Origin of the sequence: Candidatus Enterococcus huntleyi, from assembly GCF_009933175.1 — a bacterium.
GTDB lineage: Bacteria > Bacillota > Bacilli > Lactobacillales > Enterococcaceae > Enterococcus_K > Enterococcus_K huntleyi.
Map to the genome: position 1 here is coordinate 197,767 of NZ_MAEJ01000030.1, position 14,165 is coordinate 211,931.

Consider the following 14,165-nt stretch of genomic DNA (forward strand, 5'->3'; position numbering starts at 1 on the left):
ATGACCTAATCAGCTAGAGTTTGTGGCTCGCTGATTAGGTCATTTGTTTTTTATAAGTTATTCCAAATAAATATCGTAGTGCTTGGCAGTTTCAGTCATAGGTTTTGCTTCGAGTAGCAATATTTCTGCCTGACTGTCTTCGAAGGTGAAGGTCAGGGAGACAGTTTGCTGTGCATCGACGGGATTCTTTTCAGCTGATTCGGAGGAGTCAACTAGCGTCAAAGGTCTTTCATCGGCATAGATGTTAAAGCTTTCGTAACAGTCAAAAAACGTTTGAGGCGTTGTTCCTTCGTTGAGCCAATCGATGGTTACCACTAGTTGATTATTTTCATGGACGACTGACTGAATTGTTAAGGAGGTCGTTTTAAAATAGAGGCTCTCTGGTTGATACAGGATATTATTTTTGATAACCACAGCTTCCGGCCTCTCACCTATAGTCTGCCATTCTTCGATAGGTTGGCAGCCAGCTAATAACAAACTACAGCTGACCCACAAGAAATGTCGTTTCTTCATTTTCTATGCCTCCCATCTTCCGTTGGATAGGTAGAAATGTGAGGCAAACTAATAGACTAAGTGTGATAATTGTTGGCAAGTCAACCCAAAGGATAGGGTAGCGGGGCAAGAGTAAATAGCCTTTTAAGGTATCATTTGCGCTACCGATAACGCCAAAATAAATGAGTTGGCTGACGAGTAATCCAATAATTTCGCCGATCAAGTAAGGCGCAGCATAGCTCAGCCAAAACATGCCGGTATTTTCTGATCGTGTGGTGCCTATGTATGCTTTAATTTTAAATTCCTCTTTTTGTTGGATGAATTCTTTGGCTAAAAGAGAAAGTAAGTATGCGAAGCTCAATCCTAACAAAACAAAGAGTAGAAGAAAAACCATTTTCTCCAGTATTGAGAGAATAAAAACTAAATCTTGTCTCGTATTGACCAGACCACCTGCATCTGGAACAGTTTCTTCAACCACTCGGCCATGAAGTAAGTTCAGATAAACACGGCCACCAAGACTGAGGATTAATGAACAAAGAGAGCTGTAAATCAGGATCATTCGCGTAAATGAGCGATTACGCCAAACATCCAAAAAACCGTGTGCGGCGATGAATTTTAATTTTTCCACTATAGAATCCTCCACAAAGTACTTTTTTCCATTATACTAGAGTCGAACGAAAAATTTGAAAGAATTTTCGATTGTAAAATAAGTGTTAGACAATCGTAATGAACGAATAGAGGATAGAAAGATGAAAAAGTTTATGTCTAGAAACAAAGGTATCTTACTTATTGTAGCGGGAATTATGCTGCTAGTGAGCGCTGTCGTATTCACGCAATCTGGTAAAGAAGAGGATACCCGCCAGAGTCCGAAAGAGACCAAATTGTGGGTGCTAACCGACAATCATTTTATTGCGCCAGAATTGTACGATGATGGGAGTGAATTTGCCTTTATCGAAACGACAGCAGCTGGCAAAGACTTACGGTATCAACAACAGAGCTTGGAGGCATTGGTGGCAAACGCCTTAAAGGAACGACCTAATGAGGTTATTTTGACCGGCGATCTGACATTAAACGGGGAATATGTTAGTGCTGAGAAACTTGTTGAACTACTGAATCCACTAGTGGAAAAGAATATCAAAGTCCGAGTGATTCCTGGAAATCATGACATTCATGATGGCTGGGCACGGAAATATGAAAATGATGAACAGATCAAAGCTAAACAAATTTCGCCTGAGGATTTTCGAGAGCTATTTAAAGATATGGGCTATGAGGGCGCGGATAGTTACGATAAAGAGTCGCTCAGCTATAAAGAATCTGGCACGACGGCCTATGATTTTTACTTTTTGGATAGTAATAAATATACTTTAGAGGCCAGTAAAAGTGCGCCGGCAACGGGCGGTAGATTTCGAGATGAGACGTTGCAATGGTTAGAAGATGAATTCAAAAAAACGGCAGTGAACGACAAGCAACCCATCGTTTTTATGCATCATAATTTATATCCTCACAATGAAGCGGTCAGTCGGGGATTTGTGATTGATGATGCCGAAGAGGTTCGCGCGCTATACGCGAAATATCATGTGGCTGTCGTGTTTTCCGGACACATTCACGCACAGGATATTCTAGAAAAAACGATTGATGGGGTGAACATTCCGGAAGTCGTCAATGGTGCCTACAGCATTACACCGCATGGTTTTGGTGAAGTGGTGGTCAATGAAAAAGGAATTGAGTATAGCCGAAAATCAGTCAATGTCGATACCTGGGCTGCGGAAACAAATCAGACAGATTCTAAATTATTGAAGCACCAAGCCTATTTAAAGGAGCTCTTCGTAAATGACGGAAAAGCGTTAGGCTATCGTTCGTTATTAGAAAAAAAGATTCCTAACGAGGATGACTTAGATGCAGCCGCTCAATTGGTCGGGCAAGTTAATGAAGAGTTTTTTACCGGTGAGGATACTCGAACACCTGAAGAAGTCGAAAAAATTAAAGCGGGGAAAGGCTATCAAACGTTGGAAGCTTATGATAGTTTTCTGAAGAAATATATCGATTCTGTTTTGACGGATAATAATCTGGAAGATACCCATTTGTTTATCCCAAATAAAAAGCAGACAAAATAACTCAAGACTAAGACGAAAAGTGAGTACTTCACAGAATTCGTCTTAGTCTTTTTAGTTGGAGAAACGATGACTATTTTATGTTCTATTTAAGGTTCTATTTAAGCATTTATACTATTTTAAATAACGGATTGAGAGTAACAGTTCACTTACCAACTCGAGTTGATTGGCAAATACATATAGCTGTTTAAGGGTACGTGTATATTTAATCATCGTAATGATTTACTAATTAGAAACTAGAAGTTAAATCGAAAAACGCTCGCGAATTATCTTACCCCTTTGATAAATCAACAATTTCATCGAGTTGTTCTCTGACAGCTGCTCTTAAGTGATGTGTAATCATGATCAGCAAGACACCGGTTTGCTTCATCAAGGTTTGCTCGATCTTTAAGGCACTTTCTTCATCCAAATTGGCGGTTCCTTCATCGACTAAGATAACTTTTTTCTCACGAAGGAATCCGCGAGCTAAGGCTAGACGTTGTTTTTGCCCACCAGAAAACAAGCGCCCATTTTCACCGACAGAGGTGCCTAATCCTGCGGGCAATGCACGAACCATTTCGCCTAAGTCTGCTTGTTCTAAAGCCGTCATCAAGGCTTCGTCTGAATAACTTTCACCTAAGGTTAGGTTTTCTCGGACGGTGCCGGTGAATAGGTAAGGCGTTTGGTCGAGGTAGAGGACTTCTCTATGTAGAGTTTCTAATGAAATAGTTTTGAAATCCTGTTTGTTGAATAAAATAGTCCCCGAATACTCTGGAAGTTTGCCATTTAAAATGTTCATTAACGTCGTTTTACCAGAGCCACTCTCGCCAACTAAGGCATACTTTTTCCCTAAATCAAAGCGTTGCGACTGATTGGTTAAAATCTTTTTTTCACCATAGGCATAGCTGACATCGACTAATTCAAAGCCTGATTCTAAAGGAATTTCTGGGGTAGATTGTGTGGCTATATAAGGAACACTTTCAAACTTGTCAAACAGGGGTCTAGTGGACTGAACCGCGCCAATCTGTTGCGTCAAGTTTCCTAATGTATTAAAAATGGTGCCCCCTAAATTGCCTGTTGCAGTCAATGTTCCGACGGTCATCTTACCGAGAATGACTAGGTAACCAGTCAATGCGAGGATCCCTAGCTGTCCGATAACATTTCCTAGTGCTCCGGAAACCGCAACTTTAGCGATCACAGATGCTTGATTATTCTTTTTCTCTGCCAATTTTTCAGAAGCTTGAACGGTGCGCTTAGGCAGTGTAGCAAGTAAATGAAAGACATATAAGGTATCGTAGCCACTTAAAACATCCGAGACTTTAGATAAAAATGACTCATTTTCACTGGCAACGGCAGCTGAGGCAGTAGTCATTTTCTTTTGCAAAAGCTTCGGTAGGGAGAGTAGCAGTCCGCCAATCACCAGTGATAGAAGGGCTAAACTCCAGTGAAAGCTGAAGAGTGTCACAATCGATAAAAAGGTCCCAATCAAGCCTGCCGCGATTTGATAAAAGCTATCAAAGCCAGCTGATTCAATCATCGTGATATCATTGGTTAGCCACGAAGCATAGGTGCCCACCTGTCGCGAATGAAATTCATTGTAGGAGGTTAAGGCTAATTTGTTGGTCAGTTCCTCCCGCAGATGAGTCGACATTTGTTGTTTGGCTTTGCTAATTTGTTTAATTTGCCAATAGGTTAGGATTAAGAATCCAAAATAGGCTATCAACATTTTTACTAACCCTTCAATGAATAAAGGTACCTCACCACTAATTAAAGCATTCAGCATCGAGACATTCATCAAGCTGGCGATGATTTGGGCAATGGATGCTCCAATTAAGATAATTCCGATTAAAAGATTTTCTTTCCAAAAATGACTGATTATTTGTTTCATACGTTTTGCCTCCCTCATTTGATAGATTAAGTATACGGAGTGTCAACCAAACGAGAACTAAAAGTTGCAAATATGTAAAAATGCTTTTTTTAGTCGCACACCCAAAGAAATTAACTCTTGCAAACTAAGCGGAAAAAAGTTAAATTTATCAAGCAGGATCCTAGAATTTTTGCGTAGATAGTAGTAGAAGGATACGGAGACTACCTAAAAGAATAAAATGCTTAGCTATCAGCCTGAGTACATATTAGAGCAATGGAAGGAGGGGGCATTATCAAAAAGAAATCACCAAAACGAATTTTTGCGGGGCTACTCGTCTTAGTTTTAGGGACATTGGGTATCTATACGACCCAAGATAATGCGGATATCTTGGCGCAGCTTAGTCATTTATTTGATCAGACGCCGTCAGCGAGTCAGTTGGCAGATATTCCGGACTATGATGGAGAGCACCAGGACATTGAGATTAATCAGAATAAGCCGACCTTTACCAAAGAAGAGTTGGCGCTGACCAAAGGAACATGGGAAGAATATTCAGACTTGGACCCTCTCAACCGTGTGGGCGTCGCTAATGCGATGCTGGGCAAGGATTTATTCCCAACGGAGAAGAGAGAACCATTGTACGTCAATCCAACTGGTTGGAATCAAAAGAAACTAGCGGGCAATCAATGGTTGTATAACCGCAGCCACCTGATTGGCTATCAGTTAACCGGTCAAAACAATAATTTAAAGAATTTGATGACGGGGACGCGTAGTTTAAATTCTCCACATATGCTAGTCTATGAGAATGATATTACCAACTACATTAAGACCACCAATCATCATGTGCGCTACCGCGTGACGCCGTATTTCAAGGACGATGAATTATTGGCTCGCGGAGTTCAGCTTGAAGCTCAAAGTATCGAGGATAACGACATCCAGTTCAATGTATTTATCTACAATGTTCAAGAAGGCATGTCGATTAATTATCAAACAGGTCAAGCTAAGAAAGAATAAAAAAGCTCGAAATCAACTGCAGAGAAGCGGATTCTCTGGACAGATGATTTCGAGTTTTTATTTTTGGGCAAACTTTTTCCTTCTATAATACAGCATGCCTAAAGCCACTAACCAACAGAGGAAGGTAAGAGCGACGATTATCTTCGATGAGAGTTGATGAGGGTAGCTGAGAATTAACTGATTATGCCCCTTTTTCTGAGTCAGTATCGGATTGCCGATCGTTGTCAATTTTAGCTTGGCTTTGGTAATATCCGTGTGATTAAATTCTAAGTTGGTGTCGCTATATTTAATGACTGGTACGGTCACCTCTTTTTCTTCGGTTGCTGACCACTCGATCACTAACTGCTCATTTTCGATTCTTTTGACAAAATTGTTCTGATTTTTGACGACTTGTTTGGTATAAGCCTTATATTTATTCTCCGTGCTATCGTTTGTCCAAGGTAAATAATCGGGCGTTGATTTTTGGACATAATACAAAGCTTTCGTCAGGTCTTTGTCGAAAAATGAATCCTTAATTTCTTTTGCATCATTTGAAAATAAGGTCGTATGTTTGCCTGTCTGTATGTAGGACTTCTCTGATTGCCACTTGTTCAAGGCTTGATTGGTGGTATTTAAAAATTGTGACACACTAAGGACAATAATGAACGTCCCGATTATTTTGACAGGTATCGTTAAAGGCACCTTTTTCTGCAGCATGAGTCCCAATCCAAATAAAAAGAGGACCGTGAATGGAATAAAAAAGCGGAAGGGAAACTGGATTAATTCAACTATTTGATAGTCTTTATTTTGAAGCAGCTGCCAAAGCGGTGCCGCTGCGCTTAGAGCAAAAAAGAAGCTTGCGGTAAATAGCGAAATTTTCTGGATGACCGTTGTTTTTTTCCAATGAACAATAAGCAAGGCTAAAAAGATTAGCAATAGCGGGACCAAAAGGCTCGGAGTAGCTAACCAGTAGCTGCTATTTTTAAAGATAGTTGAAGAGGCCATATGTTTATTTACAAAGGGCTCAATCAAACTATTTTTCCCATAAACTTGAATAAAACTATAAGCAATATTGACACTTAATAGGCAGAAAATTCCTATCGACAGGCCAAGCTGCCGGATTAGCTGTCGTTTATTCTCCGTTGTTACAAAAGCATAAGCGAAAAATGGCAGATAGATCATCGCTAAAAAGACGCTGGAAAGTATATGCGTTTGGAACATTAAGGCCATTAGCAGCCCGAGCTTAAACGGTTTGACTTGTTTGCCTTCTACAAAATCAATAATAGGGACCAAGCATAAAGGTAAGAGGGCCGCTCCCCAGCTAGAAAACCCTTGCCGCATCGTCCAGTATTGAACGGAATAGGTTGTCATATAAAATAACGCGGTCATCAGCGAATAGCCATGAGAAATCCGAGCTTTTCGGAGTAAAGTAAGCATCGAAATGCCAGCTAAGCTATATAAAAAGAAGTTTGATAAGAGCTGGTAAAAAAACCAGGAAGGGCTAATTAAAACTAGTAAGCCTTGTAAATAAGCCATGAATGGCCCGTAAAGAGCATTGACAATTCGACCAGATTCTTGAAATCCATACATGGAAATAAAGTATTGGAAATTGCCCTCTTTCATCTGCATAGCCGTGTCATAGAATCGATTGAAGTGAAAAACCGAATCTGAGCTGATGATCATTGCCTGCTGAATAATTTGCGGAAGTAATAAAATTCCGGCAGTCACAAAGAGAGTAAGCAGACTGAAAAGAAGAGCACGGTCTGGCCTTCGCTTATGACTCGCTTGATTCATTTTTTTATCTTGATTTAATTGATATAGTTCCCCCATAAGTCACACCCCAAAGTAAGTTATACCATTTAGGCTACCGTTATAAATAACAAGAGGCAAGTCAATAGTGGTATTTTCATGAAAACTTATCAATTTCTTTATGACTTTACTATTTCTCTTTGAGGTTGGCTTAATCAGAGACTATTTCCTCACAAATTTCAATACAAAAAGACAAATTTAGAAGAAAGACAATAATTTCGTCAAAATAAATTCATTCTTTTTCTGTATCCTAAAATAGGGAGAATGGAATTTGACCTAGAAAGTAGAATTTGTTTGTAGTTTTCTGTATATTCTAGTAAAATGAGAGAGTATAAGGTAATTGATACTTTATAAGAGGAGAGGTGTAGAATCATGGGTTTTACAGATGAAACCGTACGTTTTGATTTTGACGACAGTCGTAAAAAAGAAGTTGGCGAAACTCTTGCCATCGTTTATCGGGCTTTGGAAGAAAAAGGCTACAATCCTATTAACCAAATTGTTGGCTACTTGCTTTCTGGAGACCCGGCCTACATTCCTCGTTATCGTGATGCACGTAACTTAATTCGTCGTCATGAACGCGATGAAATTATGGAAGTATTAGTCAAACATTATTTGGCTGATCATGGGGTTGTAATTTGATAAGAGTCATGGGGTTAGATGTCGGATCGAAGACTGTTGGTATCGCAGTAAGTGATCCATTTGGATGGACTGCTCAAGGGGTCGAGATTATCCGCATCAATGAAGAGCAAGGAGAATTTGGCTTTGATCGACTAAAAGAATTAGTTAAAGAGTATGAAGTCACTCACTTTGTTGTAGGGTTACCAAAAAACATGAATAACTCTATAGGTCCTCGGGCAGAAGCTTCAATGGCCTACGGAGATCAAATTAAAGAGCTATTTGATTTGCCGGTTGCCTATCAAGATGAACGTCTCACAACTGTTCAAGCTGAGCGCATGTTGGTGGAACAAGCAAATACTTCTAGAGCAAAAAGAAAAAAAGTGATTGATAAAGTAGCTGCAGTCATGATTTTACAAAATTATCTAGATGGTGCCGGTAAACAATTATTTTAATACAGGAAAAGAGGAAATAGAATGACAGAGCACAACCATGAACATGACCATAATCACGATCATGACCACGAAGGACATGAACACATCACTTTAGTGGATGAACACGGGAATGAAACCCTGTATGAAATTCTTTTAACCGTTGATGGCCAAGAAGAATTCGGTAAAAATTATGTTTTACTGTATCCAGCAGGCGCTCCTGAAGACGAAGATGTTGAGCTTCAAGCATATGCGTACATCGAAAATGAAGATGGTACAGAAGGCGAATTAGAACAAATCGAAACAGACGCTGAATGGGACATGATCGAAGAAGTCTTCAACACGTTCATGACTGAAGAAGAAGAATAGACCTAAAATGATGGCTGAATCCTTGATATATAAGGGTTCAGTTTTTTTGTTTTTTGTTTTGAATACGAGATTGAATACGTTCCGCTAATTAATTCACTTTGGAACATCGTTTTTTCAATAATTTATTTAGTTCGATAATAAACATTTTTTGAATTGTGCTGAATAGTTGAGCAGAATGTGTTTCTAGTTCGATTTGGGTATATACTGATTATAACAACAAGTAAAGATAAGATGAAAAAATACATTTACTTATTAAGTGAAGCTAACAAGTTTGGAAAAGTTAAAGTTATTGGAACAAACAATTATTGCATCTAAATAGGGGCGACGATTGTTTGCTGATTTATAAGTCAAATTATTATAGAAAATTGGAAATAGCATGGAGAGGAGGAGTTTAACCGTGAAATTGATGAACTATGGACTCTTATTTATTGTTATTATTTTTCTGATTGTCCTTTTTTTGAGAAATCAACTAGAGTATGGTTCGTTAATAACTTGGTTGTTAGGGGTTTCGTTGATAGCTTTTTTGTTTCTATATCGTTCGAAAAAGGCTCAAAGTAGAAAATGAACTGGGCTTTCTGTCGTGTGTTGTCTGCGGACTAAGTCACCTATAAATGAGATGGGAGTTGATTAGAAAAATCGGATCAACTCCTTTTTGTATGTAAAATTTTAGCTTCCATTTTTTTGATTTGTTATTCGTCTAAATATTATGTATTGGCTGTTCTTGAATCTCAAGTCGTTGATGCGTTCAAAGAGTGGCAATACGCGCTAATCTCTTGATGAATAGAGAATTAGTTTTTTTGTTGTTAATTTTAATGTCAAGTGGGAGCGGAATTTCAACACTGCAATCATCTTGACAAAGATAAGTTATGGATTAGTTCCTAGTTGTGCTCGTCTACTTTACTCGCTAGACTCCTTTAAAATGGAACTGAGCTAAAGTATTATAAACTTATAGTGATACACTGGAGTAGGATAAATTATAATTAAGCAATATATATAATGCGACATAGCATATGGATACTAAAGTAATTAGGGATAGGCTAGATGTGAAATTATAAAATGGGGTGATGAATTTGCTTATAAAAGAAGGAGAACTGAGTGAAGTCGATGTACGCTATATAGGAAAAACAGGTGTAGCATTTGATTCTGGGAAAATTTATAAAGCAGTTGCATATTTACCGGATGAGAATTTGATCTCAGTGACTGATGAAAGCAATGAAGATTATTTATACATGCCGAAATCGTTTGAACTATTAGGGGACATTGAGAAATTACCACATTATAAAGATTAATAAGAAGTGATAACAATGGATAGGATACTTTGGAACCGTAAGCTTTCTGATTTCAACGTATAAGATTTGGGAGTTTAGAAAACTTGCTTATTTGAAAAAGAATTATGAGGTGGTAGGGGAATTCATTTGGTATGGAACTATTTCTAGCATTAAAAGTAGCTCAATAAAAGAACCGGTTACTATCACAGTATTTCGTTTCGAGTTGCCTGTAAAACAGCCATTTACGAAAACATTTATAATTGAAACGGATGGATATGAACAGGGGAATGAGTAGCTGATACGCAGCCGAATCCTTGTTAAAAACTACACATTTTTGACTTTCTGTGCGTTACGTCGTACACTTTATTCATGGAAACTCATACTGGATTATTAACTCATGTGAAGGTGTTCAAGGAAGGGAATTATCCCATAACTGGAATATTGATGTTTGAAAATGATGAGTGTCTTAATTGCGTCATCAAGGACCGCTATCTATCAAAATATGTATTGAGCTTACCAATGCATAAATATCGTTTGGAGGTACAAGGGAAGTACAATGAACGTGGGCAATTTAATATTAAAAAAATGCGGATCATCAATATAGATAGTTACATTGCTATTATTGGAACACCTGAATAGATCGTATAGACCTTCGCTTTGCGAGGTCTATTTTTTATGCCAAAATTAGATTTTTAGACAAAAAATTAGCACCTACTGTCTATTTCAGTAGGTGCTGTCAGTATGAATAGTCATTGTCCATGAGAGAGTATTACTCCTTATGCGATTTTTTCTAATTCTTTTACTGCATTTTCAATTGTAGTACCTGTAGCAAATTTGTTTTCATCATCTTTAATAAAAACAATAAAGAGGTTTAGCTCTGTATTTAAAGTTACTCGATACTCTAATTTTTGGTTAGTGAATGTCATATAGCATTCTCCTTTCTCTGTAGTGACGAAAGGCAACGATAACGTTCATAACGAAATTCCTATTTCTTATAATAACACAATTTTCAAGAAAATACTATTCCTTTTCACAAATATATTATTCTCATGCTAGTTAGAGCAGATATAGTATTCATAAAAAAACAAATTTCTCTATAAAAGAATGGATTATCCCGATATTTCGTTAACAAATGATTATCACAGTCGTTCGATTAACTGACTTATTAATTACCTATTTCATATCAGGCACCAAGCGATTGATATTGGTCAGGTCAAAGGCAATCATCAGGTTAGTCAAATCAGTCACACTAAGCGTATTTTCGTCGAATTCATTCTTTGTATACATATCAAGCAAGGTATCATAGGAGATGCCGGTTTCTTTAGCTAATTCAATCAGTGAAACGTCGGCAGAATCCACTTGTTGTTGTAGATTAATTTTCATAAGTCATCTCTCCTTTGGCGAGTGGTAGAATTATTCGGTCACTATTCATTATAAGAACGTTTGTTCGACTTGTAAAGCGAACAGACTTAAAAAAACAGAAAAGTTTCCAATTTTTTTCGTCTTCTGCGAGAAGAGAATTATTTTTTGTTCCCCTTTACATAAACAGGTACTCTTAGTATTCTAGGGAAGTCAGAGACTAAGGAAATGGCTAGTCGATTAAAGGAATCAGAAAAAATAAATCTAGGAGTGTTACTTATGAAATATGAATGGCGTAAACAGGAGAAATCAATCTATCTTCCTAAAGCGAATCCGCAGGTAGTCGAAATCCCCAAAATGAATTATTTAGTATTAACAGGTAAAGGTAATCCGAATTCAGAATTATTTGCCCAACAGACTTCGGCACTCTATGCGCTTTCTTATGATTTTCGAATGGCTTGTAAGAAAGGAATATTAGGCGAAGAGCCACTGGAATATGTCGTCTATCCGTTAGAAGGAATTTGGACAACGGGTGATGGTTCAAGAGGGGAAACGTTGAATAAAGAGGCACTAGAGTATCGCATTATGATTCGTCAGCACTCATTTATTACTCAACAGAACTTGCAGGATAGTTTGGAACGATTGGCTGTAAAAAAACCGAATCCGCATTATGAGGGAGTGACTCTCGAAGAGTATCAAGAAGGAACGAGCGTTCAAATGTTGCATGTGGGTTCGTATGATCAGGAGTTAGCCTCGTTCCAGACGATGGATCACTATTTACAAGAAAATAATTTGAAACGAGTGAATATTATGGAGCGCTACATTCATCGTGAAATTTACTTATCTGATCCGAGAAAAGTAGCCGCAGATAAATTAAAAACGGTGTTGCGTTATCAAGTTGAAAAACAAAACTAAGACGAGGCTCAATGTGTTGAGGTTTTAAAGACGTTGCTTAAAATGAAAAGAGAGTTGAAAGGTGATTGCGATTTGATCATCCTTTCAGCTCTCTTTTTCAGCTGTTCACCTTTTTATTTGACTAATTTTTTCGCTTTTTCCGTATTAGCAAAGTGTAGCTTCGCATATTTTCCTAAAAGCTCAATTCCACCTTTTCGTAAGACTTTTGCGGCGACTTCATCTGATTTGTGTCCGGCACCTGAAGGGACAGTTAATCCCAGCTCGACGGAAGCGGCATCTAATTCATCTAGGAAGCTGGCGCGACTAATAATAGAGGCGGCTGCTACCGCTAAGTGATATTGTTCCCCTTTTGTGGTGAAATAAATTTTTTGATTTACTTTGGTCTTTTCTAGGGAGACATACTTGTTGTAGTTACCTTCAGGAGTAAATTGATCAATCAAGATTGCTTCTGGCGTAACAGGGGCCAGCTTGTCTAATAATAGTCCAATCGCTTGATTGTGCAGGGCGACTTTCATCCGCACGGCGTTGTAGGTTGGCTGAATTTGATTATATTTTTCAGGATTTACAACTAACAATTGAAAGGGAATCAATTCTTTGATTTTTTCGGCCAGCTGTCGAATTTGTTTGTCTGTTAAGGCTTTTGAATCTTTTACGCCGAGTGCTTTTAAGGCTGAGAGGTGTTCTTTATCGGCGTATGCAGCACAGACGGTTACGGGTCCAAAGTAGCTACCATTTCCAACTTCATCACTGCCGACAACTGATAACTGGCTGAAATTGGCTGGTAATTTCGCTGATTTTGCTGAGCTATCTGAGGAACCTGTATGTTTTTTCTTCTTAGGCAATTCTGCTCCCCAAAGTGCCGCTTCTCTTTGTGCATTGTCTCCTTGAAACATGACTTTGCCTGATGTGTAGGCTGTGATTGCTGTGCCGGATTTTTTCGCGGTAAACTCACTATAAGGGACTTTTTTATTGACTAGATTTCCATTGTAAGTTTCTTTCATTTTTTTCATCACGCTGGGTGTGACTTTTATGACAACTGTATTCATCTTCATTCCTCATTTTCTGTGTCCCTCTAAATAGGTGCTTTTTGGGAGCTCTTCTTTTTATAGTACTTATTTTTTTATTTTTTTCAATCACTCTTAATAAATTTACGCAAAATAGGTGGGAAATCTTTTAGGAAGCGTGCAGAAATTGAATTTTCTGTTATAATTTAAGAGCAGCGATTCTGGACAAATAAATCCATTACACTGATTTGCATAAATTGAGCGCAATTTTGGGATTTTCTCAGCGTGATTCTCACGCAATCCTGGCACAATTTCAGCATAATTTCTGACGTAAACAGTCACTTCATTTGCAGGATTGTACGCAGAGATTTAAGCTATATTTTTGAGAAGATAATTTAAGAAGAAATTTTAATGAAACTTTACACTTATCGAGCACGCAAAGCGAATAGAGTCGTGCTACAATAGATGATAATGGACTTTGATAGAGAAGGGAATAATCTACATGGTACAAGAAAAGAAACGGTATAAAGCAGTGATTGCTGGTCAAACTTATACAATTATTGGACAGGAAAGCAAACGTCATATGGATTTGGTGACGAAGCTTGTGAATGACCAATTAAATGAAATTAAACAAATGTCTCCACAAATTGATAACGAGCAGGCTTCGATTTTGTTAGCAGTCAATGCCTTGTCCGATCAACTAAAAAAACAAGAGAGATTACTTAAACTTGAAAAACAAGTATCAGAATTGAAACAAGCCTCTATCCGCGTGGTAGAATTAGAAAATCGCGTGAAACGGATTGAAGCAATCGAAGCAGAAGCTCGACAAGTCTTAGATAAGAATGGACAAAAAGACGTTGAAATTCAAAATCATGTAGAAGCGCAACAAATTCTTAATGAAAATCGGAAACGCCAAATTCAACAAAAAACGACTCACGAATAGTGGGAAGGAGCAT

16 protein-coding genes are annotated in these 14,165 nt (G+C 38.1%); 9 read left to right on the forward strand and 7 right to left on the reverse strand.

Annotated features, from left to right (window positions below; genetic code table 11):
* Nucleotides 1-57 precede the first annotated feature (57 nt).
* Nucleotides 58-513: a hypothetical protein gene (locus tag BAU15_RS13490; RefSeq protein ID WP_161843257.1), complete on the reverse strand. Its 456-nt coding sequence runs from the start codon at nt 511-513 to the stop codon at nt 58-60.
* Nucleotides 479-1,120, reverse strand: coding sequence for an FtsX-like permease family protein (locus BAU15_RS13495; RefSeq protein ID WP_161843258.1), 642 nt, complete (start codon nt 1,118-1,120; stop codon nt 479-481). The genes BAU15_RS13490 and BAU15_RS13495 overlap by 35 nt, the downstream gene beginning before the upstream one ends.
* Before the next feature lie 82 nt (nt 1,121-1,202).
* Here BAU15_RS13495 and BAU15_RS13500 point away from each other — a divergent pair, with 82 nt between their 5' ends.
* On the forward strand, nt 1,203-2,606 hold the full coding sequence (locus BAU15_RS13500) for a metallophosphoesterase (RefSeq protein ID WP_161843259.1): 1,404 nt from the start codon (nt 1,203-1,205) through the stop codon (nt 2,604-2,606).
* A gap of 268 nt (nt 2,607-2,874) precedes the next feature.
* On the opposite strand, the gene BAU15_RS13505 is transcribed toward BAU15_RS13500, so the two are convergent.
* Nucleotides 2,875-4,470, reverse strand: coding sequence for an ABC transporter ATP-binding protein (locus BAU15_RS13505; protein ID WP_161843260.1), 1,596 nt, complete (start codon nt 4,468-4,470; stop codon nt 2,875-2,877).
* Nucleotides 4,471-4,740: 270 nt separating this feature from the next.
* Between BAU15_RS13505 and BAU15_RS13510 the strand changes: the two genes are divergently transcribed.
* Nucleotides 4,741-5,460 carry a DNA/RNA non-specific endonuclease gene (locus BAU15_RS13510; RefSeq protein WP_237580205.1) on the forward strand — a complete coding sequence of 240 codons (720 nt, stop codon included), beginning with the start codon at nt 4,741-4,743 and terminating at the stop codon, nt 5,458-5,460.
* A gap of 57 nt (nt 5,461-5,517) precedes the next feature.
* On the opposite strand, the gene BAU15_RS13515 is transcribed toward BAU15_RS13510, so the two are convergent.
* A complete protein-coding gene (locus BAU15_RS13515) occupies nt 5,518-7,269 on the reverse strand; it encodes a hypothetical protein (RefSeq protein WP_161843262.1) in 1,752 nt (583 codons plus the stop codon).
* Between the two features lie 351 nt (nt 7,270-7,620).
* Here BAU15_RS13515 and BAU15_RS13520 point away from each other — a divergent pair, with 351 nt between their 5' ends.
* The 5 genes from BAU15_RS13520 to BAU15_RS13540 all read left to right on the forward strand — a co-directional run bounded on the left by BAU15_RS13520 (nt 7,621) and on the right by BAU15_RS13540 (nt 10,570).
* The gene (locus BAU15_RS13520; protein WP_161843263.1) at nt 7,621-7,887 is read left to right on the forward strand and encodes an IreB family regulatory phosphoprotein; all 267 of its coding nucleotides are present in this window, start codon (nt 7,621-7,623) and stop codon (nt 7,885-7,887) included.
* Nucleotides 7,887-8,318 (forward strand): Holliday junction resolvase RuvX, encoded by a 432-nt coding sequence (gene ruvX, locus BAU15_RS13525; protein WP_161843413.1) that lies wholly within the window; start codon nt 7,887-7,889, stop codon nt 8,316-8,318. Before BAU15_RS13520 ends, ruvX begins: the two co-directional genes overlap by 1 nt.
* A gap of 21 nt (nt 8,319-8,339) precedes the next feature.
* Nucleotides 8,340-8,663: a DUF1292 domain-containing protein gene (locus BAU15_RS13530; protein WP_161843264.1), complete on the forward strand. Its 324-nt coding sequence runs from the start codon at nt 8,340-8,342 to the stop codon at nt 8,661-8,663.
* A gap of 1,064 nt (nt 8,664-9,727) precedes the next feature.
* Nucleotides 9,728-9,952: a hypothetical protein gene (locus BAU15_RS13535; RefSeq protein ID WP_161843265.1), complete on the forward strand. Its 225-nt coding sequence runs from the start codon at nt 9,728-9,730 to the stop codon at nt 9,950-9,952.
* Between the two features lie 348 nt (nt 9,953-10,300).
* Entirely contained in the window at nt 10,301-10,570 is a 270-nt protein-coding gene (locus tag BAU15_RS13540) for a hypothetical protein (protein ID WP_161843266.1), read from the forward strand.
* Nucleotides 10,571-10,707: 137 nt separating this feature from the next.
* Here the strand turns inward: BAU15_RS13540 and BAU15_RS15630 are convergent, their stop codons facing one another.
* Nucleotides 10,708-10,857 carry a hypothetical protein gene (locus BAU15_RS15630; protein WP_202622744.1) on the reverse strand — a complete coding sequence of 50 codons (150 nt, stop codon included), beginning with the start codon at nt 10,855-10,857 and terminating at the stop codon, nt 10,708-10,710.
* 247 nt (nt 10,858-11,104) lie between these two features.
* On the reverse strand, nt 11,105-11,314 hold the full coding sequence (locus BAU15_RS13545) for a hypothetical protein (protein ID WP_161843267.1): 210 nt from the start codon (nt 11,312-11,314) through the stop codon (nt 11,105-11,107).
* A 255-nt stretch (nt 11,315-11,569) separates the two neighbouring features.
* On the opposite strand from BAU15_RS13545, the gene BAU15_RS13550 reads away from it, so the two are divergent.
* Entirely contained in the window at nt 11,570-12,205 is a 636-nt protein-coding gene (locus BAU15_RS13550) for a GyrI-like domain-containing protein (protein ID WP_161843268.1), read from the forward strand.
* Between the two features lie 113 nt (nt 12,206-12,318).
* Here the strand turns inward: BAU15_RS13550 and rnhC are convergent, their stop codons facing one another.
* Nucleotides 12,319-13,251 (reverse strand): ribonuclease HIII, encoded by a 933-nt coding sequence (gene rnhC, locus BAU15_RS13555; RefSeq protein ID WP_161843269.1) that lies wholly within the window; start codon nt 13,249-13,251, stop codon nt 12,319-12,321.
* Nucleotides 13,252-13,711: 460 nt separating this feature from the next.
* Here rnhC and zapA point away from each other — a divergent pair, with 460 nt between their 5' ends.
* Complete coding sequence (gene zapA / locus BAU15_RS13560; protein WP_161843270.1) at nt 13,712-14,152, forward strand: cell division protein ZapA; 441 nt, start codon at nt 13,712-13,714, stop codon at nt 14,150-14,152.
* Nucleotides 14,153-14,165: the final 13 nt, after the last annotated feature.